Below are 20,185 nucleotides of genomic sequence, written 5' to 3'. Positions count from 1 at the left end.
GCCGCGGGTGGCCCACAGGCGGTCGGGATCGCCGTCGAAGTCCGTGTCGGTGGTGCCGACCAGCGAGAAGTCGCGCCATGGAATCACGAAGATCATCCGCTCGTCGGAGTCCGACGAGAGATACACCGCCCGCTCGGTCAGACGCGGGAGCAGGCAGTGGATGCCCTTGGTGGTACGGACCACTCGGGGCGCGGCGCCGCTGAGCCCAGCGAGCTCGCGCACGCGGTCCACCCAGGGGCCGGAGGCGTTGATCACCACCGAGGCGCGCACGTCGAAGACCTGGTCGGTGAGGAGGTCGCGCACCCGCACGCCGTCGAGCCCCCGCGCGCCCTTGAGGAACTCCTCGACCTGGCAGTAGTTGAACGTGCGGGCGCCGTGACGCGCCGCCGACAGGACGTTCTCCAGGCACATGCGCTCGGGATAGAGGAGGAGATCGTCGAAGTAGTAGCCCGCGCCCTTGAGATCCTCCGGACGGATGTTCGGCTCGAGCGCGAGCGTGTCCACCGCGCGGAGCACGCGGTACCGCTCGGTCGCCTTGCCCGGCGTGAGGAGATCGTAGAGCCACATCCCGAGCCGCACGAGGACGAGCCCGCGCCGGCTGCCCTTGTAGACGGGCACGAGGAACGGCAGCGGCCGGACGAGATGCGGCGCCACGCGCTCGAGGGTCTTCCGCTCGCGCAGCGACTCGCGCACGAGCTTGAAGTCGCCCAGCTCGAGGTAGCGCAGGCCGCCGTGGATCAGCTTGGAGGACTTCGACGAGGTGCCGGAGGCGAAGTCGCCCTTCTCGAACAGGGCCACCGAGACGCCGCGAAGGGCGAGATCGCGGGCAATGCCCGCGCCCGCCATGCCGCCGCCGATCACGACGGCGTCGAGCGGCGTCTGGTCGAGTCCCGCGAGCCGGCTTTGAATCACGTTGTTCTCAGGGAGAGAGATCTGCCACGGATCGTACCACGTGGTCGGGAGCGAGCGTGGCGATTCGGGGGTCGTCGGGCCGCGTGACGCCGCTCAGCACGAGCACGGTGGCGAGCCCGCTGCGCCGACCCATCGCGATGTCGGTCTCGATCCGGTCGCCGATGATCACCGACTCCGCCGCGGGCACCCCGAGCGCGGCCAGCGCGACGTCCAAGATGATCGGCGATGGTTTCCCGACGATCACCTCCACCCGCCGGTCCGTCACCGCTTCGACCGCCGCGATCATTCCCGCGCAGTCGGGGATCTCGCCGCCCTCCACCGGGCACGTGCGGTCGGGGTTGGTGGCGATGAGGCGCGCGCCCCCCTTCACTGCCTGGAGCGCGGTGTCGAGCTTGGCGTACGTAAAGGTGCGGTCGAAGGCGATCACCACCCACCGCACACGCGCGTCGTCGCGCACCTCGAAGCCGTGCGCCCGCATCTCCGCGAGCATCGGCGCCTCTCCGATCACGAAGACGGGCGCGCCCGGATCCAGCCCGCGCAGGTGGCGGGCGAGGACGAGGGACGAGTTGATCACGTCGTCCGCGTCGGCGGGGATCCCCAGGCGGGTGAGCTTGCGCGCGTAGTCGGCGCGCGTTTCCAGCGGCTTGTTGGACAGGAACGCCACGCGGCGGCCGGCGGCGCGGAGACCGGCGATGAGCTCGGCGGCGCCGGGGACCAGGCGCTCCCCCAGGTATACGGTACCGTCGAGATCGAACAGCCAGCCGCGATACGGCAGCCGGACGGCCACGAGCCTGTGTCCGGCGCCTAGCGGAGCAGCGGGGCCAGGGCCGTCTGCGCGAGGTCCAGGTAGGGGGCGGGCATGACGCCGAGCCAGATCACGCCACAGAGGGCCACGAACAGGGCGAGCGACCCGGCGAGCGAGGGCGCCACCTCGGTGGGCGCGCCCTCGGGATCGCGCATGTACATGAAGACCACGATGCGCAGGTAGTAGTAGGCGGCGATGGCGGAGTTGAGCACGCCGATCACCGCCAGCCCCACATAGCCGGCGCGGACCGCGGCGCCGAACAGGTAGAACTTCCCCACGAAGCCCGCGGTGGGCGGAATCCCCACCAGCGAGAGGAGGAAGATCGTCAGCACCAGCGCCATCACCGGATGCCGGGTGGCGAGCCCGCCCAGATCGCCCACCTCCACCGCCTCCTTGCCGTTGCGCTCGAGGAGGAGGAGCACGCCGAAGGATCCCACGGTGGTGAAGGTGTAGACGAGGAGGTAGAAGAGCACGGCGGCATTGCCGAGCGGGCCGCCCGCCACCATCCCGATGAGGATGTAGCCCACGTGGGCGATGGACGAGTACGCGAGCATGCGCTTGACGTTCTGCTGGGCGATGGCCACCACGTTGCCCACCGTCATGCTGAGCACCGCGAGCCCCCAGAGGAGCATGGCCCACTCGTCCTGGGCCGGGCGCAACGCGCTCAGGAGCACCCGCAGCAGCGCGGCAAAGGCGGCGGCCTTGGAGCCGGTGGCGATCAGCGTGGTGACCGAGGTGGGGGCGCCCTGGTAGACGTCGGAGGCCCACATGTGGAAGGGCACCGAGGAGATCTTGAACCCGAAGCCCACCACGAGGAGGCCGAAGCCCACGAGCAGCAGCGGGTCCTTCCCCGCCCCCGAGGCGAGGGCGAGGCCGATGCGGTCGAGGTTGGTCGAGCCGGCGGCGCCGAAGATCAGCGCGATCCCGTAGAGGAAGAACCCGGAGGCGAAGGCGCCGAGGAGGAAATACTTCATCGAGGCCTCGGCGGACTCGATGCGGGTCTTGAAGGTCCCGGCGAGGACGTAGAGAGCGAGCGACATCGTCTCGAGCCCGAGGAACACCATGATGAGATCACCCGCGCTCGCCATGAGGGTCATCCCGATGGCGGAGAGCAGCACGAGGATGTAGAACTCGCCGCTCTCCGCGCCCTGCCGCCGCACGTAGTCGAGGGACAGCAGCAGCACCAGGCCCACCGAGAACCCGATCACCAGGTTGAAGAAGATGGCAAAGCCGTCGAGGACCACCATCCCTCTGAACGAACGCTCGTCGGCGCCCCAGAAGAGGAGCGACACGACTAGGGAGGCCACGACCCCCACCAGCCCCACCACCCCGAGATGGTCCTTGCGATCCCGCGGCGGGAGAAGATCGATCACCAGGAGCAGCAGCGCGGTGACGGACAGAACCAGCACGGGCCCGATGGCCCGAAAGCTCATGACGGGCGCGACGAGGGGCGTCACGAGCGCGGCGGTCGGCATCTAGCGGGACGCGAGAGCCGCCGTCGCGGCGGCCTTGGCCTGGACTTGGCTGATGAGGGCCTGCACGCTCGCCTCCGTCACGCCGGTGAACGGCCCGGGATAGACGCCGATCCACACGATGAGGAGCAGCACCGGGACCAGCACCACCCACTCGCGCACCGAGAGGTCGGTGAGGCCGCGGTTCTCCTCGCGCGTGAGCTCGCCGAAGATCACGCGCTGGTACATCCACAGCATGTAGACGGCGGCGAAGATGATGCCGGTGGTGGCGAGCGCGGCGGCGAGCCGGTTCCACTGGAACGCCCCCACGAGGATCAGGAACTCACCCACGAACCCATTGAGGCCGGGGAGCCCGATGGACGAGAAGGTGACGATCATGAAGAGCACGCTGAACGCGGGCATCACCTTCCAGATCCCGCCGAACTGCTCGATGAGCCGCGTGTGGCGGCGCTCGTAGATCATGCCCACGAGGAGGAAGAGCGCCCCCGTGCTCAGCCCGTGGTTCACCATCTGGATGATGCCGCCCACCACCCCCTGGGCGTTGAGGGCGAAGAGACCCAGCATCACGAAGCCCAGATGGCTCACCGAGGAGTACGCCACGAGCTTCTTGATGTCCGCCTGCACGGTCGACACCCACGCGCCGTAGATGATCCCCACGATGGCGAGCGCGATGATCCACGGGGCGAAGGTCATGCTCGCCTGCGGGAACAGGGGCAGGCAGAAGCGCAGGAAGCCGTAGGTCCCCATCTTCAGGAGAACGCCGGCCAGGATCACGCTGCCCGGCGTGGGCGCCTCGACGTGCGCGTCGGGCAGCCACGTGTGGAAGGGGAACATCGGCACCTTGATGGCGAAGGCGAGGGCGAAGGCGAGGAAGAGGAGGTTCTGCACGCGCCCGCCCGGCATCACGTACTGGGCGAGCACGGGGAGATCGAAGGTGTAGTTGCCGGTGACGGCGCCGTGCTGGAAGAAGAGGGCCAGGATGGCGACCAGCATGAGCAGAGAGCCGGCGAGGGTGTAGAGGACGAACTTCACCGCGGCGTACACCCGGTTCGTCCCGCCCCAGACCCCGATGACGAGGTACATCGGAATCAGCATCGCTTCCCAGAAGACGTAGAAGAGGAAGAGGTCCAGGGCGACGAAGACCCCCAGCATCCCCGTCTCCAGCAGCAGCATGGTGACGGCGAACTCCTTCCACCGCTTCTCGATGGCGTGCCACGACGCCAGCAGCGTGATCGGCATGAGGAAGGTGGTCAGGAGCACCAGCAGCAGGCTGATCCCGTCGATGCCGACGTGGTAGCCGATGCCGAGCGACGGCAACCACGGCCGCCGCTCCTGGAACTGGTAGTCGGCCACGCGCGCGTCGAAGCCCGTGTAGAGCGGCAGCGACACGAGGAACGTCAGCAGCGCCACCGCGAGGACCGCGCGCTTCACCGTCTCGTCGCGGGCGCGCGGGAGCAGCCCGATGATCACCGCGCCCACCGCGGGGAGGAATACCACGAGGGACAGGGTCATACCCCTCACCGGGGACCGCGCGCGTAGAGGAAGGCGACCACCGCGATCGCGCCCAGGAGCATGCCGAGGGCGTAGTTCATGGTGAAACCGGTCTGGACGCGACGGAGGCCGCCGGCCCAGGCCGTCACCGCCGCGCCGACGCCGTTGACGATGCCGTCGATGAATCGCAGGTCGAACACGCGCGCGCACCAGACGTAGAGCCGGTACGAGGGCCGGACGAACAGGGCGTCGTAGAGCTCGTCGACGTAGTACTTGTTCAGCAGCAGCGTGTGGAGGCCGTTGCGCGGCTCGCCGATCTCCTCGGCGCGGACAGGCCGGCGCCCGTACATCATCCAGGCGAGGAGCACCCCCGCCACCGCGACCACGATCGAGATCAGGATCAGCACCTTGCCGGTGGTGCCGTGGTCCGCCTCGTGCAGCGGCAGCACGGGGTCGAGGAAGCGCGCGAAGACCGTCCCGTGCGACGACGGCGCGCCCAGCGCGATCCCCGCCACCACGGTGAGGATGGCGAGGAGGGCGAGGGGCAGCGTCATCACCGCGGGCGACTCGTGCACGTGCCGGCGCGCCTCCTGCGTCATGCGGGGCGCTCCGAAGAACGCGAGGAACACGAGGCGGAATGTGTAGAAGGCGGTGAGGAAGGCCCCGCCGAGCAGCAGGAAGAAGAGCACGCGCTGGCCGTCGAAGAAGGTCGCGGCGAGGATCTCGTCCTTGGAGAAGAAGCCGGCGAGCGGCGGCACGCCCGCGAGCCCGAGGGCGCCGACGAGGAAGGTGATGGTCGTGGTGAGCATCTTCGACTTGAGGCCGCCCATCTTGCGCAGGTCCTGCTCGCCCTGGAGGCCGTGGATCACGCTGCCCGCGCCGAGGAACAGCAGGGCCTTGAAGAAGGCGTGGGTCACGAGGTGGAAGATGCCCGCCGCGTACGCCCCGACCCCCACGCCGACGAACATGTAGCCGAGCTGGCTGATGGTGGAGTAGGCGAGCACGCGCTTGATGTCGGTCTGGGCGAGGGCGATGGTCGCGGCGAAGACGGCGGTGAGACCGCCCACCCACGCCACCACGTCGAAGGCGACCGGCGACATCTCGAATAGCTTGTGGCAGCGCGCGACCATGTAGACGCCCGCCGTCACCATGGTGGCGGCGTGGATGAGGGCGGACACCGGCGTCGGCCCCTCCATCGCGTCGGGCAGCCAGGTGTAAAGCGGCCCCTGGGCGGACTTGCCGCACGCGCCCATGAAAAGGAGGAGCGCGATCGCGGTGTAGGTGCCGGCGCCGATCGACGCGTCGGCCTTGGCGAACACCGCGCCGTAGTCGAGAGTACCGAAGGTCACCCAGATCAGCATGACGCCGAGGCCGAAGCCGAAGTCGCCCACCCGGTTCACGATGAACGCCTTCTTGCCCGCGTCCGCCGCCGACTTCCGCTCGTACCAGAAGCCGACGAGGAGGTAGGAGCAGAGGCCCACCGCCTCCCAGAACACATAGAGGACGAGGAAGTTGCCAGCGAGGACCAGCATCACCATCGAGAACACGAACAGATTGAGGTAGGTGAAGAAGCGCGCATAGCCGGGATCGTCGTGCATGTAGCCGGCGGAATAGAGGTGGATGAGGAAGCCCACGCCGGTGACGACGAGCAGCATGACCGCGGAGAGCTGATCGACCTGGACGGTGAGCGGAACCTGGAAGGTGCCGGCGCTGATCCACGAGAAGAGCGCGCCGCTATAGGTTTCGCCCGCCCACACGCGCGCGAACACCGCGCACGAGGTGAGGAAGGCGGCGCCGAGCGCGGGCACCGCGATCCAGTGGGCGCGCGCGCCGATGAGGCGTCCGGCCACGGCGTTGATCACGCTCCCGAGGAGCGGGAAGAGCGGGATCAGCCAGACGAGTCGTGACATGTATGTGCTTTCGGGAACAAACCCGGCTCACTCTATCCAAACGGGTTCCGGGTGTCAACTCAAGGTGGGCTCCACGTGGGCGAAGTACGTGAAGGGAATGAGGTAGAAGAGCAGCCCATGCCCGGTGGCGATGCGGAGCGCGCCCGCCTCGGTGAGCACGGCGAGGGCGAAGTTGAGAAGCGAGTAGGCGGCGACGGTTACGACGAGGCCGCTGAGCGGCGCCGGCACCCGACGAGAGAGGCCACGCCAGTCGAGCACCTCCACCCGGCGCCCGGCGCGGGCCGGCGCCACGCGCCGGCGAAGCCGGGCGAGCATGACAAGGAGCAGCACGATCGCGCCAGCGAAGATCACGACGATGAACGAGTCGGGTACGCGGGCGCCCAGCGGCGTGAAGCTCAGCAGGTGCGCGCCCGCGCTCGCGGCGAGCCCGAGCGCCGCCGCGGCGCGACCCACGCGCGCTCCCATGGCTTCTTCTAGCACGAAAATTGACGGCTCGACGCGCGCGTCGGTATGATCCCAAGGTGGCTCGGATCGGCGCCCGGTTCTGGTTCTACCTCGTCCTCCTCCCCGCCCTCCTCATCGTGGTCGGGATCTCGATTCTCGCCTGGCGACAGACCGTCCATGGAGTCCACGCCGAGATCGTTCCCCCGCTGCGCTTCATCGGCGTGAAGACCCCGCTCAATCTGAGCCTCCGCGCGGAGCGCGGCTCCGTCCTGAGCGTGGAGGTGCGCCTCGTGCAGGGCCAGGGCCGGGTGGTGCTCGCGGCGCAGACGTTCGCCGCCCCCGGTCCCGAGAAGAAGGTCGACCTCGTCGTCGAGGGACGCAACACCGGACTACGCGAGGGTCAGGCGACGCTGGAGGTCCGCGCCCGCGACAGCTTCTGGCGGCCGCTCCGCGTCGACGATCGACCGGTGCTCACCGTCCCGGTGACGCTCGACTTCACCCCACCCACGCTGGAGGTGCTCTCGTACACCCGCTACCTCGCCCAGGGCGGCGGCGGGCTCGTGGTCTTTCGCTCGAAGGGCGCCTCCCGGGTGGGCGTGAACGCGGGCGGCCTCTTCTTCCCCGCATTCCCCGCGGGACCGCCAGACTCCGGCATCCTCGTCGGCTTGCTGGCGCTGCCGTGGGACGCGCCGCGGGGCGCCATCTCCGTGCTCGCGCAGGACGAAGCGGGCAATGCGGTCACGCGGCCCGTCGCCGCCGAGATCAAGGCGCGGAAATTCCCCACGGACGCGATCGAGGTGAAGGAGGCCTTCCTCAAGGAGAAGGTGGCGGAGCTCCTGCCCGACCAGGCCAGCGCCCAGGGCGAGGCGCTCGTCGCCGCATTCCTCCGCATCAACCGGGATCAGCGCAAGGCCGCCGAGCAGAAGAAGCGCGAGCTCGCCACCCGCACCCAGCCGCGCCCCCTGTTCGAAGGCCCCTTCCTCCAGCCCCACAACTCCAAGGTGTTCTCGAACTTCGCGGAGACGCGCTCCTACCGCTACGAGGGCCGCGAGATCGACGTCCAGGTGCACCTGGGCTATGACCTCGCCTCGCTCAAGCACAGCCCCGTGCCCGCGGCGAATTCGGGCATCGTGCTCTACGCGGGCCCCCTCACCATCTACGGCAATGCGGTGATTCTGGATCACGGCTGGGGGTTACAGACGCTCTACGCCCACCTCTCGTCGTTCTCGGTGAAGGAGGGCGACTCGGTGCAGAAGGGCCAGGAGCTCGGCCGCACCGGGACGACCGGGCTCGCGGTGGGCGATCACCTCCACTACGAGGTGCTCATCCACGGGATCTCCGTGACGCCGATCGAGTGGTGGGACGCCCGCTGGATCCGCGATCACATCGGCAAGCCCCTGCGCGACGCCGGCCTGCCCACGCTGGTCGCGGGCACGCAGCCGGCGGCGGGCGAGGAAGAGCAGGCGCCGGTCAAGCGGCGCAGTCGGGCGCGCGGGCGCTGAGGGAGCGGGCGCGCGTCAGCGCGCCTCGGCGACGGCGACGGCCGGCTCCTCGCCGGCGCCCAGCACCCGAGAGATCGCGCGCGCGGTGTCGCGGGTCATCTTCCCGAAGCGCGCGAGGTTGGGAACGATGCGCACCGTCGGTCCCCCCACCACCAGAGCGGCGACGACCTGGCCGTCGCGCCCGAAGATCGGCGCGGCCAGGCCCGCCGAACCTTCCGACAGCTCGTCCCGCGTCACCGAGAGTCCCACGCGCCGGATCTCGGCGAGGGCCTTCTTGAGCGTGGCGCGGTCGGTGATGGTGTGGCGCGCCAGGGCCTTGAGCTTCGCCGACCGGAAGTATTCCTCTTGCTGCTCCGGGGGCATGTAGGCGAGGAGCAGCTTGCCCAGCGCCGAGCAGTAGAGCGGCCGCTGATCACCCACCGACACCGTGTAGCGCACCGGATTGTGGCTCTCGACCCGGTCGATGTAGACGGCGACCGTACCGTCGGAGGCGAGCGTGCCGATGAGCGCGGTCTCGCCGCACTTGGCGGCCAGGTCCTCGAGGAAGGGCCGCGAGAGCTCCGGCAGCTCGCGGTTGGAGAGCGCCGCCATGGCGAAGGTGAAGGCGCCCGGCCCGAGCCGGTAGCGGCCGTCTTCCGCGCGCACGAGGTACCCCAGCCGGTTCAGCGAGCGGAGGAGGTAGAAGAGGCTCGACTTGGGCGACGAGAGCCGGTGGGACAGCTCGCTGAGGGTCTGCCCGCCCCGCTCGCGCGCGAGGATCTCCAGGGACTCGAGCACGCGACCGATGGCCCGCGGGCCCGCGTCGCGGGGACGCGGGGCCGGTGCGCCGGGCTGGGGGTCAGGGCTTCGCATATGAGAACGTATGCCTCTTTCGCCGAATTGAAGCCTGTCATGGCGGACCCCAACTGTCAACCGCGCGCGCTGGGCGCGCGCAGGAGGGCCCCGCGCAGCAGTGCGGCGGGGGGCACGAAGTCGCCGAGCACGCCCATCACCGTCGCCAGCAAGGCGGGCCGCGCGGCGAGGAGGCGCGCGGCGAGATTCGCGGCGCGGCGGCGCGCGATCAGCGCCTGGAGCGCGCGCGTGAGCCGGGCCTTGCCGAGGAACGCGTCACGCCGGGCTCGGGCGTAGGGACGGAGGGCGGCGGCGGTGCAGCGGCCCGCGCGCAACGCCGCGTGCGCGACCTCGACGAGGAGCTCCGCCGAGCGCAGCGCGGTGTAGAGCCCCTCGCCGGTGAAGGGATCGTAGAACCCGCCTGCGTCGCCCACGAGGGCCACGCCGTCCACCGAGGGCTCGTCGACGCGGTACGCGAGCGGACCCATTGCGCGGAGCGGCCCCACCGCCCGCAGGCCGTCGAGGCGCGGGGCGAGATGACGGAGCTGCTTCAGGCGCGCGTCGAAGAACGTCTCGAGCCGCCCGCGGAAGGCGCGCGCGTGCGCGTGGGGCACCACGAGCCCGAGGTTCACGACGCCCGGGGCCACCGGATTCAGGATCGCGTAGTCGGGCGGGTCCACGTAGATCTCGCCGAGGTCCCCGAGGTCGGCCAATCCCGCCACGTGCCGGATCAGCGCCATGCGCCGGAGCCGATGCGGCCGCACGAGGCCGAGGGCGCGCGCGACGAGCGACGCGCGTCCGTCGGCGCCGACCACCAGGCGCGCGGCCGCCTCCTTGGGCTGGCCGTCCGCATCCTCATAGCCCACGCCCACCACCGCCTCGCCGGCGCGCCGGAGCTCAGTCACGCGATGACGCTCTCGGGCGTCGAGCGGAAGGACGCGCGCACGCTCGAAGAGGAGGCGATCGAGCGTCTCGCGGGGGATGGCGAGTCCGTGCCCACGATAGCCGGGCCAGGGGCCGCGCGCGGGGTAACGCCCCTCGAGCCGCCGGCCGTCCGGCGCGATGATGCGCATGCCGACGATGGGTTGCGCCGCCGCGTCCACGTCCTTGAGCACGCCTAGGCGGTCGAGGATGCGCGCGGACTCCGGCGAGAGATACTCACCGCAGATCTTCGGACGTGGAAACGCCGCCTTGTCCAGCAGCAGCACCGACCAGCCGCGCTCGGCGAGCAGGATGGCCGTCGCGCTCCCCGCCGGTCCGCCCCCCACGACGATCACGTCGTACGGCGTCATCCGGCGCTCCCCTATTCGGTGACCGCGCAGAGCCGCAGCAGCGGTGCGTACCGGCGCACCGCCACGCCTTCGAGGCCCGCGCGCGCGCAGAGCCCGCGCAGCTCATCCGCGGTGTAGGCGCGGCGGACGGAGAGCGGCCCGTCGTGACGCGACATGCGCCCGCAGCCGAGCACCCGGGTGACCAGCCACACCAGCGCCCAGGCCATTCGGCTCCGCGCGAGGTCGTTGACGACGACGCCCACGCTCGCCACCCGGCCCATCGCGGCGAGACACCTGGTGGCGGCCGCGGGCTCGAAATGATGCAGGGTCAGCGCGGTAATGGCAACGTCCACCGCGCGGTCCCGGAAGGGCAGGGCGAGCGCGTCCGCCCGCAGCAGGGTGATCTCCGGATAGCCGGCGACCGTCCGTCGGGCCACCGCGAGAGTCGCCGGGTCCCGGTCCAGCGCGATCACGCGGATCGAGCGGCCCGCGCGCCGCGCCCAGCACACGACGGAGCGTGGAATGTCCCCGCCCCCAGTGCCGAGATCGAGGATGGTGGCGGTCCTGTCGGCTGGCAGTCGGGCGAGCAGGCGCCGCACGTGGTGCACGGTGACGAGCCGGCCGCCGAAGACGCCATTGAGCCGCGCGATCTCGACGACGTTCCGCGCGCGCTCCGCGAACGGGGCGGGGCCGTCCTCGAGCTCGACGGCGCCGGCGGCACGCGAGAGCGGCCGGACGAAGCGCATCTACCAGCGCAGCAGCGCGCCCTCGGCGGCGAAGCCGGGGCCGAGGGCGATCATCAGTCCCCAGTCGCCGGGCTGGGGCGCCCCAGCACGCAGCGCCTCCTCGAGGACGAACAGGATGGTGGCGGAGGACATGTTGCCGAACACGCGGAGCACGTGCCGGGAGTGTGCGATCTGCTCGTCGGTCAGCTCGAGCAGCGTCTTGGCCTGCTCGATCACGCGACGGCCCGCGGAGTGGAGAACGAAGTGAGCCACGTCCTCCTTCTTGAGACCGTGCGCGGCCATCAAGAGTTGCGCCATCTCGCGCATCATGCCCCCGCCGATCCGGCGCACCTCCTTGGAGAGCACCACGCGCGGGCGACCACCCGGGTACTCGAAGCCCATCGCGCCCAGATGCTCAGGCCGGAATAGCGTGCGGTGCTCCACCACGGCCGGCCCCTCGCCCTCGCACGACAGGGCCAGCGCCCCCGCGCCGTCGGCGAAGATCGCATGAGCGACCGCGCTCTCGAGCCGGTCGTCGAGGTAGTAGGCGGCCGAGCAGAGCTCGACAGCCACCACCACCGCGCGGTGGCGGGGGAACGCACGCAGGTGATTCCAGGCCTGCTGGAGCACCACCATCGCGGCGGCGCATCCAGTGTCGCCGACGTGCGCGCGCTGCACGTCCGGGCGGAAGCCCAGGAGGCTCACGAGGTGGGCGTCGAGGCTGGGGCAGAGGCGGCCGGTGCACGTCGTGGTGGCGATGAAGTCCACGTCCTCAGGCTTCCACCCTGCCTTCGCGATGGCCTTCCGCGCCGCCGCCGACGACAGCTCGAGGGCGCCGCGACGGAAGCGATCGTTCAGGTCGTCCACGCTCTCCTGGGGCGTCTCGTCGGGCTTGAAGGTGGCGGGATCGAAGTAGAGATAGCGCCCCTCGATCTGGCTGTTCGCGAAGAAGCCGGCACGCTGGGCGTCCGGATAGCCGGCCATGCGCAGAATGGTGGCCTGATCGAAGCGGTGGGCGGGCGTGGCCGTGGCGACGGCGACGATCTTGGGGATGCTCATCCCAGGCTCATCATTGGGGCGCCCGGCCGCGAAGCGTACGCCTCGACGGTTGCGATGTCCAGTGAGCCGATGCTAGCGTTATGCCATGCCACTCTTCTCGTTCGAGGGAAAGACTCCAAAGATCCACCCCACCGCCTTTATCGCCCCGACCGCGAGCATCATCGGTGACGTGACCGTCGAGGAAAACGCATCGGTCTGGTACGGCGCCGTGGTGCGCGCCGACTTCTCACCGATCGTGATCCGCCGCGGCGCGAACGTGCAAGATGGCTCGGTCATCCACGTCACGCCGGCGGGCGGGACGGAGATCGGGCCCGGCGCCACCATCGGCCATCTCTGCATGGTCCATGCGGCTACGATCGGTGAGGAGGCCCTTGTGGGTAATTCCTCCACGGTCCTCGACGGCGCCAAGATCGGTGCGCGCTCGATGATCGCTGCCGGCTCCCTGGTGACCCCCGGCACGGACATTCCCGAGGGCGTGCTCGCGATGGGGGCGCCCTGCAAGGTGCGCGGACCGTTGGCGGGGACGCCCGCGGAGCGCTGGGTGCAGATGAATCCCGCCGGCTATCAGGCGCTCGCCCAGCGCCATCGCGCGGGGGCGCGCCCGGTCTAGCCATGGCCACCGGCGGCCACGTCCTCATCACCGGCTTCGAGCCCTTCGGCGGCGACACCGCCAACCCCTCGCAGGAGGTCGCAAAGGCGCTCGATGGCCGCCGCGTGCGCGACGCGGTGATGCGGACGATGATCCTGCCCGTGCAGCATGAGGAAGCGCGCGCCGCGCTGCTCCCCGCGCTCGCCGAGCCCGGCCTTCGCGCCGCGGTGATGCTGGGGCTGGCCGGCGGCCGCATGCGCATCGCCCTCGAGCGCGCGGCGCTGAACGTGATGGACTATCACCTCGCCGACAATCGCGGCGACATCGTGCGTGGCACGCCGTGCGTGGCGGGCGGGCCCGCCGCGTACTGGAGCACCCTGCCGCTGCCCGCCATCCTGGAGGCCCTCACCGGCGAGGGAATTCCCGCCTACGTGTCGAACACCGCGGGGACCTTCCTCTGCAACTACACGCTCTATGCGGCGCTCCATGCCCTCGACGAGAGCGCCCGCCGCATCCCCGCGGGCTTCATCCATCTCCCGTTCCTCCCGTCGATGGTGGCCTCACATGCGCTCGACGAGCCGAGCATGGAGCTCGCCATGATGATCCGCGCCGCCGAGATCGCGGCGCACGCCGCCCTCGCCGCCTAGGCGGCGACTATCCCCTCGCGTCCCGCGCTCAGGCGAGCGCGCTCAGCGGGATCGGCCGGAAATCGGCGAGCGCGTCCAGCCACTCGATCTCGCGCCCACCGAACGGCGGGGCGCCCGCCTCGCGCGACACGAGCCAGCGGCGGAGATAGACCGCGCCGCTGAGGAGCTGGTGGGCGTCGCCCCGCCCCTCGAGCAGGGACTGGCCCTCGGCGAGGAGCAGTGACGCGGCGAGGAGATGGTAGAGCGTGTCGGCCACCGGCCGGGCTTCGAGCTCCTGCTCGGGGCGCGGCAGCGCCGCCCAGCCCGCAATGCGCCGCCGGACGACGTCCAGCGCCTCGCGCGCCACGTCCACCCACGGCTTGGCCGCGGCTTCCGTCACGCGCGCAAGACGCTCGCCGACGAAGGCGAGCAGCGGCTCGTGCGCGGCCTCGCGCAGGATGGCGCGCTGCACGTCGAGGGCGACCACGTTGCTGGCCCCCTCCCAGATCGAGCCGAGGTAGCTGTCGCGCACGAGCCGAGGATTCACCCACTCCTCGATGTAGCCGTTTCCCCCGCGCACGTTCATCGCTTCCGCGGTGACGAGGCGCGCGTGCTGGGTGATCCAGTACTTCGCGAGGGGAGTGAGGATGCGGAACAGGGCGCGGGCCGGCGCCTCGCCCCGGTCCCACCGGTCGAGCGTGGCGGCCGCGTGGAGCACCACCGCGACGGCGGCCTCCGAATCCACCACCATCTGGAGGAGCTGGGCGCGCAGGAGCGGCAGCTCGGCGAGGACGCGGCCGAACGCCACCCGCGCCCGCGCGTGGGTGAGCGCTTCGAGCACGGCCCGGCGGATGAGCGCGGAGGAGCGCAGCGCGTTCGAGAGGCGCGAGACGTTGACCATCTCCATCATCTGCTTGAAGCCGCGGTCGAGATCGCCCACCGGGTAGGCGACGGCGCCGGCGTACGTCACCTCGCCGCTCGCCATCGAGCGCGAGCCGAACTTGTCCTTGAGCCGGTTCACTGTGAGGTCGTTGCGTCGCCCGTCCGGCAGCACCTTGGGCACGAGGAACATCGCGAGCCCGCGCGTGCCGTCGGGCGCACCCGCGGGACGGGCGAGCGTGAACGCCACGTCGGCGTTGGCGTTCGAGCAGAACCACTTGTCGCCCCAGAGGCGCCAGAGGCCGTCGGCGCCCCGCTTCGCCACCGTGGTGGCCGCGCCCACGTCGGAGCCGCCCGTCTTCTCCGTCATCCACTGCGTCCCCTGGCGCAGCGCGGCCATGTCGGTGGCGGTGAGCCCCGGCAGATAGCGCGCCTGGAGCTCGGCGCTCCCGTAGTGGCGCAGCATGCGGGCCCCGGCGTCCGTCATGTTGACCGGGCAGAGGAGCCCGAACTCTGACTGACCGAAGAGATAGGTAAGCCCGTACTTCACCACGTGCGGCACGGGGCCGGGCCAGCCGAGTACGCCCGGACGGTGGGACAGGGCGGCCAGCCCGAAGCGGCCGAAGGCCAGCTCCTCCATCCGTTTATATGAAGGATGGAAGACCACCTCGTCGATGCGCTGGCCCCGCTCGTCCCAGGACCGGAGGACGGGCGGATTCTTGTCGGCGGCGTGGGCGAGAGCGTCGAGCTCGTCCCCGGCGACCTCCCCCATCGCGACCAGATGCGGGCGCGCGAGCGCGTAGGTCTCCGGCCCCATCACCGACTCGCAGAGCTGCTGGAACGCGCCGTCGACCAGGAAGTAGTTGAGCCCACGCGTGACGGGCATCGCGTCCTGGGCAGAGACGGGAGGGCCGGCCATCGCGCGCCTCCGGCTCAGCGCCCGGTGAACTGGGGCGGCCGCTTGTCCTTGAACGCCTGCACGCCTTCCTTGTGGTCCGCCGTCTCGCGCACGACCGCCATGTGGGACGAGACGAGATCCAGGTGGGTGCGGAGGTCGAGGCGCATGCTCTGGTAGACCAACCTCTTGATCATTCTGATCGGCACCTGGGGCCCATTCGCGACCTGGGCGGCGAAGGCGTACGTCGCCTCGCGTAGCTCCGCCGCGGGCACGACGCGGTTCACGATGCCGAGCTTGAGCGCTTCGGGCGCCTCGATGAAGTCCGCGGTCCAGAGCAGCTCCAGCGCCTTCGCGGTGCCGATGAGCCGCGGGAGGAAGTAGGTGTCGCCGTCGCCCGGCACGAGACCCACTCGCACGTAGCCGGTGGAAAAGCGAGCGGTGTCGGCGGCGATGCGCATGTCGCACATGAGGCTCATGCCCATGCCCGCGCCCACCGCGACGCCGTTGACCATGGCGATCACCGGCTTGTCCATCGCCTCGAGCGCCTTGGGCACGCGGTGGATGGCCTCCCAGAGCCCGTTCTTGTGATCGAGGGGGCTCGGCCGGCTGTCGCCCATGCGGCCGACGTCGCCCCCGGAGCAGAACGCCTTCCCCGCCCCCGTCACGATCACCACGTTGACGGCGGGATCGCGCTGGGCCTCGTTCAAGGAGCTCGCCCACGCATCGATCATCGGCCCGGTGAAGGCGTTCATCTTGTCGGGCCGGTTGAGCGTGATGGTCGCGATCTTGTCCTTCACCTCGTAGATGAGCTCGTCCGCGCTGGGTGACATGGGCTGGTTCCTCCGGGCGGCTAGTATACGTTCGGCCCGGGACCGACACCATGGCGGGCCCCCGGTAGGGCCGGGGACGGGGGTTGACGCCTCCACCCCATTTCGGTAGTATCGCGACCAGACCACCCGGACCAGAACCCTCTACCGGAGGTGAGCGCGATGACCTGGGAAGCGCCGGACTTCATCGAAGTGAAGATGGACGCCGAGATCAACTCCTACCAGGACGACTTCGACCGGCAGGACGACGACCGCTTCTAGGCGGCGCCTGCCGCGGAAGACCCCGCAGCCCCCTCTCGGCGCTTCGCCGAGTCCGGGGGCTGTTGCGTCTCCGGGGGATCCATCGTGCGCATTCGTGTCCTCGGCTCCGCCGCTGGCGGCGGCTTCCCGCAGTGGAATTGCGGTTGCCCCAACTGTCGCGGCCTCCGTGACGGCACGCTGAAGACGGTGGCCCGCACCCAGGAGTCGGTGGCGCTCAGCGCCGACGGGACGGGTTGGTTCCTCCTCAACTGCTCCCCCGAGATCCGGCAGCAGATCGAGAATTTCGAGGGGCTGCATCCCCACGCCGCTCGTCACTCCCCCATCCGCGCCATTGTTCTCACCAACGGCGATCTCGATCACGTGCTCGGGCTCCTGTCCCTTCGCGAGTCCCATCCCCTGGTGATCTACGCCACCGAAGGCGTGCGCGACGGCTTCACCGAAGGGAACGGCCTCTACCGCACGCTGCAACGCTTTCCCGAGCAGGTCACGTGGCGCGCGCTGAAGCTGGGACGTGAGGACGCCTTGGCCGGCGTCGACGGCCAGCCCAGCGGCCTCGCCATCGAGCCGGTGGCGGTGCCCGGCAAGCCGCCCATCCATCTCGAGAACCGGCCGGGCGGCCGCCGCGCGACCGAGCCCGAGGACAATGTCGGCCTCCGCATCCGCGAGACCGCGACCGGGCGCCGGCTCGCGTACTTCCCCGCCGCCGGCGGTGTGACGCCCGCGGTGCGGGAGGCCCTCGCTGACGCGGACGCCGTGTTCTTCGACGGCACGTTCTGGTCGAGCGACGAGCTGCCGGCGCAGGGGCTCGGCACCAAGCGCGCGGCCGACATGGCCCACCTGCCCGTCGGCGGGCCGGAGGGGAGCCTCGCCGCGCTGCGCGGCCTCCCGGCCACGCGGCGCATCCTCATCCACCTGAACAACACGAACCCCGTCCTCCGCGAGGACGCGCCCGAGCGGAAGGAGGCGGAGGCCGCGGGCTGGACCATCGCCTGGGACGGCATGGAGGTGACGCTGTGACCACCGACGCGCTCCGGCCGCCGCTGCCGCGCGAGGAGTTCATCGCCTGGGTGCGCAAGGAGGGCGAGGCGCGCTACCACGACCATCATCGCTACCACGTGCTCATGCACGAGGGACGGCTCACCCGGCCCCAGCTTCAGCAGTGGGTGCTGAACCGCTTCTACTATCAGACGCGCATCCCCATCAAGGACGCCATCATCCTTTCGAAGTCGGAGGATCCGGCGTTCCGCCGCATGTGGATCCGGCGCATCCGCGACCACGATGGCGACGAGGGCGGCGGCGAAGCGGGCATCGAGCTCTGGCTGCGCCTGGCCGAGGGCGTGGGACTCGACCGCGAGGAGGTGGCGAGCTGCCGCTCGGTGCTGCCCGGCGTGCGCTTCGCCTGCGACGCCTACGTGGAGCTGGTCCGCGAGCGCACGCTCGTCGAGGCGGTGGCCTCCTCGCTCACCGAGTTCTTCGCGCCCGACCTCATGTCACGCCGCGTGCTCGCGTGGGAGAAGCACTATCCGTGGGTGAGCCCGGACATGCTGGCCTATTTCCGCTCGCGGGTGCCGCGCGCGCGGCGCGACTCGATGGAGGCCATCGACTACGTGCTCGCGCACGCCCCCTCGTACGAGGTGCAGGAGCGCTGCGTGGCCGCCCTCATCAGGAAGACCGAGATCCTGTGGCACCTCCTCGACTGCGCCTACGCGGCCTACGTCGAGCCCGGATGGGGCCCGCAGGGCGCGCGGGGCACATGATCTCGGCGGAGAGCCGGCTGCGCCTCGCCGCCAAGGCGCGCCTCCGGTTCGACCGCAAGTCGTCGCGCTACATGCTCCTCTATCCCGAGCGCGGCCTCGTGCTGAACCCCACCGCCGCCGACGTGCTCCAGCGCTGCGACGGCGAGCGCACCGTCGGCTCCATCGTCGAGGAGCTGGCGAAGCAGTACGGCCACGAGGCGCCCGCGGTGGAGCGCGAGGTGCTGGGGTTCCTCCAGACCATGGCCGATCGCGGCCTCGTGCAGGCGGCGCCGTGAGCGACGCCGAGCGCCCGTACACCCTGGTCGCGGAGCTCACGTACCGCTGCCCGCTCCGCTGCGTGTACTGCTCGAACCCGCTGGACTACGGCGCGCACGGGGACGAGCTCGACACCGCGACGTGGCTGCGCGTGCTCCGGGAGGCCGAGGATCTCGGCGTGGTGCAGGTGAACCTCACCGGCGGCGAGCCGCTGGTCCGCGACGACCTCGAGGCGCTGATCGAGGAGTGCCGGCGGCTCGATCTCTACACGAACCTCATCACCAGCGGGATCCCGCTCCGCCGCGAGCGCCTGGCCCGGTTCCGGGCCCTCGGCCTGGACAACGTGCAGATCTCCATCCAGGACACGGAGGCGGCCGGCTCGGACCGGATCGCGGGCGTGAAGGCCTTCGACCGGAAGCTCGAGGTCGCGGCCTGGGTGAAGGAGCTGGGCTTTCCCCTCACGCTCAATACCGTGCTCCATCGCGAGAACCTCGACCACGTCGAGGCGGTGATCGCCCTCGCCGAGCGCCTGCACGCCGATCGGCTCGAGCTCGCCAACACCCAATACCTCGGCTGGGCGCTCCCGAACCGGGCCGCCCTCCTGCCCTCGCGCGCGCAGCTCGCCCGGGCCCGCGAGGTCGCGGCGGCGGCGCGGAAGCGCCTCATGGGGACGATGGAGGTCCTCTTCGTCACGCCCGACTACTACACGGACCTGCCCAAGGCGTGCATGGACGGCTGGGGGCAGCGCTTCATCGTGCTGAGCCCAGAGGGGCGCGCGCTGCCCTGCCACGCCGCGCACACGCTGCCGGGCCTCACCTTCGAGTCGGTGCGGGACCGGCCGCTCGGAGAGATCTGGCGCGACTCCGCGGGCTTCCGCGCCTTCCGCGGCGAGGACTGGATGCCGGAGCCGTGCCGGAGCTGTGACCGCCGCGGCATCGACTTCGGCGGCTGCCGCTGCCAGGCCTATTACCTCACGGGCAATGCCGCGGCTACCGATCCCACGTGCAAGCTCTCGCCCGATCATCATCTGATCGAGACCGCGCGCGAGGCCGCCGAGACACCGACCCTCACCGAGCTGATCTACCGAACCACGAAGTCTCCCTCGTGACATGCCGCCGCCGCGCCGGCGCAAACGCATGGACGCCAGCTTCCTGATCCTGCTCGGCCTGACGATCGCGGCGCTCGCGTACGCGCTCGTCAAGGACCCGGCGCTCGCCGCGCGCGGTCTGCAATCGAGCGGGCGCCTGTTCGGCTCGGTCTGGATGGAGCTGGCGCTTGGCTTCGTGCTGGCCGGGCTTCTCGACGTGCTGATCCCGCCGCCGGTGCTCTCGCGCTGGATGGGCGAGGATCATCTCGGACGCGGCATCCTCGTGGGCTGGGGCGCAGGACTCATCCTGCCAGGCGGCCCGTATCTCGTCTTCCCCGTCGTCGCCAATCTCTTCCGCAGCGGCGCAGCGGCGGGCCCTCTCATCGCGCTGCTCACCGCGAAGACTCTCGTGAGCCCGGTGCGCATGCTCACCTACGAGGCGCCGCTGCTCGGCTGGCCCATGACGCTCGCCCGCCTCATCCCCGGCGTGCTCCTGCCGCCGGCGCTGGGCTGGCTCGGACACTGGCTGTACACGTTGTTCGCGCGCCGCTGAGCGCGCGGCGCGCCCGATGCGCGCCTTGACA

The 20,185-nt window shown here is 70.6% G+C and carries 20 protein-coding genes; 8 read left to right on the top strand and 12 right to left on the bottom strand.

Features of this window, described 5'->3' with window-relative positions; translation table 11 throughout:
* The 6 genes from VFX14_05740 to VFX14_05715 all read right to left on the bottom strand — a co-directional run.
* On the bottom strand, positions 1–912 hold a 912-nt coding region (locus VFX14_05740), incomplete at its 3' end, for a glycerol-3-phosphate dehydrogenase/oxidase (protein ID HEU5189174.1).
* Between the two features lie 7 nt (positions 913–919).
* Positions 920–1,699 (bottom strand): HAD-IIA family hydrolase, encoded by a 780-nt coding sequence (locus VFX14_05735; GenBank protein ID HEU5189173.1) that lies wholly within the window; start codon positions 1,697–1,699, stop codon positions 920–922.
* Positions 1,700–1,716: 17 nt separating this feature from the next.
* Positions 1,717–3,192, bottom strand: coding sequence for an NADH-quinone oxidoreductase subunit N (locus VFX14_05730; protein HEU5189172.1), 1,476 nt, complete (start codon positions 3,190–3,192; stop codon positions 1,717–1,719).
* Entirely contained in the window at positions 3,193–4,701 is a 1,509-nt protein-coding gene (locus tag VFX14_05725) for an NADH-quinone oxidoreductase subunit M (GenBank protein HEU5189171.1), read from the bottom strand.
* Between the two features lie 5 nt (positions 4,702–4,706).
* Positions 4,707–6,590, bottom strand: a complete 1,884-nt coding sequence (nuoL, locus tag VFX14_05720; protein ID HEU5189170.1) for an NADH-quinone oxidoreductase subunit L — start codon at positions 6,588–6,590, stop codon at positions 4,707–4,709.
* Between the two features lie 54 nt (positions 6,591–6,644).
* Positions 6,645–7,055 carry a hypothetical protein gene (locus VFX14_05715; GenBank protein HEU5189169.1) on the bottom strand — a complete coding sequence of 137 codons (411 nt, stop codon included), beginning with the start codon at positions 7,053–7,055 and terminating at the stop codon, positions 6,645–6,647.
* Between the two features lie 56 nt (positions 7,056–7,111).
* On the opposite strand from VFX14_05715, the gene VFX14_05710 reads away from it, so the two are divergent.
* A complete protein-coding gene (locus VFX14_05710; GenBank protein HEU5189168.1) occupies positions 7,112–8,536 on the top strand; it encodes a M23 family metallopeptidase in 1,425 nt (474 codons plus the stop codon).
* Positions 8,537–8,551: 15 nt separating this feature from the next.
* Here the strand turns inward: VFX14_05710 and VFX14_05705 are convergent, their stop codons facing one another.
* From VFX14_05705 to VFX14_05690, 4 genes are all read right to left on the bottom strand, one after another.
* Positions 8,552–9,313 (bottom strand): IclR family transcriptional regulator, encoded by a 762-nt coding sequence (locus tag VFX14_05705; protein HEU5189167.1) that lies wholly within the window; start codon positions 9,311–9,313, stop codon positions 8,552–8,554.
* 131 nt (positions 9,314–9,444) lie between these two features.
* A complete protein-coding gene (locus VFX14_05700) occupies positions 9,445–10,659 on the bottom strand; it encodes an NAD(P)/FAD-dependent oxidoreductase (protein HEU5189166.1) in 1,215 nt (404 codons plus the stop codon).
* 11 nt (positions 10,660–10,670) lie between these two features.
* Positions 10,671–11,384 carry a methyltransferase domain-containing protein gene (locus tag VFX14_05695; GenBank protein ID HEU5189165.1) on the bottom strand — a complete coding sequence of 238 codons (714 nt, stop codon included), beginning with the start codon at positions 11,382–11,384 and terminating at the stop codon, positions 10,671–10,673.
* On the bottom strand, positions 11,385–12,422 hold the full coding sequence (locus tag VFX14_05690; GenBank protein ID HEU5189164.1) for a type III polyketide synthase: 1,038 nt from the start codon (positions 12,420–12,422) through the stop codon (positions 11,385–11,387). It lies immediately after the preceding gene.
* Positions 12,423–12,507: 85 nt separating this feature from the next.
* On the opposite strand from VFX14_05690, the gene VFX14_05685 reads away from it, so the two are divergent.
* Entirely contained in the window at positions 12,508–13,032 is a 525-nt protein-coding gene (locus VFX14_05685) for a gamma carbonic anhydrase family protein (protein ID HEU5189163.1), read from the top strand.
* A gap of 2 nt (positions 13,033–13,034) precedes the next feature.
* Positions 13,035–13,658 carry a pyroglutamyl-peptidase I gene (gene pcp, locus VFX14_05680; GenBank protein HEU5189162.1) on the top strand — a complete coding sequence of 208 codons (624 nt, stop codon included), beginning with the start codon at positions 13,035–13,037 and terminating at the stop codon, positions 13,656–13,658.
* A gap of 28 nt (positions 13,659–13,686) precedes the next feature.
* Here the strand turns inward: pcp and VFX14_05675 are convergent, their stop codons facing one another.
* Both VFX14_05675 and VFX14_05670 read right to left on the bottom strand, forming a co-directional pair.
* Positions 13,687–15,435 carry an acyl-CoA dehydrogenase family protein gene (locus VFX14_05675; protein ID HEU5189161.1) on the bottom strand — a complete coding sequence of 583 codons (1,749 nt, stop codon included), beginning with the start codon at positions 15,433–15,435 and terminating at the stop codon, positions 13,687–13,689.
* A gap of 14 nt (positions 15,436–15,449) precedes the next feature.
* Positions 15,450–16,244: an enoyl-CoA hydratase-related protein gene (locus tag VFX14_05670; protein HEU5189160.1), complete on the bottom strand. Its 795-nt coding sequence runs from the start codon at positions 16,242–16,244 to the stop codon at positions 15,450–15,452.
* A gap of 342 nt (positions 16,245–16,586) precedes the next feature.
* Here VFX14_05670 and pqqB point away from each other — a divergent pair, with 342 nt between their 5' ends.
* Genes pqqB through VFX14_05645 form a run of 5 tightly spaced genes read left to right on the top strand, consistent with a single transcriptional unit; the run spans position 16,587 to position 20,154 of the window.
* Positions 16,587–17,519, top strand: coding sequence for a pyrroloquinoline quinone biosynthesis protein PqqB (pqqB, locus tag VFX14_05665; protein HEU5189159.1), 933 nt, complete (start codon positions 16,587–16,589; stop codon positions 17,517–17,519).
* Positions 17,516–18,259: a pyrroloquinoline-quinone synthase PqqC gene (gene pqqC / locus VFX14_05660; GenBank protein HEU5189158.1), complete on the top strand. Its 744-nt coding sequence runs from the start codon at positions 17,516–17,518 to the stop codon at positions 18,257–18,259. The genes pqqB and pqqC overlap by 4 nt, the downstream gene beginning before the upstream one ends.
* Positions 18,256–18,534 carry a pyrroloquinoline quinone biosynthesis peptide chaperone PqqD gene (pqqD, locus tag VFX14_05655; GenBank protein ID HEU5189157.1) on the top strand — a complete coding sequence of 93 codons (279 nt, stop codon included), beginning with the start codon at positions 18,256–18,258 and terminating at the stop codon, positions 18,532–18,534. Before pqqC ends, pqqD begins: the two co-directional genes overlap by 4 nt.
* Positions 18,531–19,622, top strand: a complete 1,092-nt coding sequence (gene pqqE, locus VFX14_05650; protein HEU5189156.1) for a pyrroloquinoline quinone biosynthesis protein PqqE — start codon at positions 18,531–18,533, stop codon at positions 19,620–19,622. The genes pqqD and pqqE overlap by 4 nt, the downstream gene beginning before the upstream one ends.
* 28 nt (positions 19,623–19,650) lie before the next feature.
* Complete coding sequence (locus VFX14_05645; GenBank protein ID HEU5189155.1) at positions 19,651–20,154, top strand: permease; 504 nt, start codon at positions 19,651–19,653, stop codon at positions 20,152–20,154.
* Positions 20,155–20,185 lie beyond the last annotated feature (31 nt).

It is taken from the genome of Candidatus Methylomirabilota bacterium (assembly GCA_035764725.1).
In the GTDB taxonomy this organism is placed as follows: Bacteria; Methylomirabilota; Methylomirabilia; order Rokubacteriales; family CSP1-6; genus DASRWT01.
The sequence above is the reverse complement of the archived record's forward strand: the minus strand, read 5'-3'. Positions and strand labels throughout refer to the sequence as shown.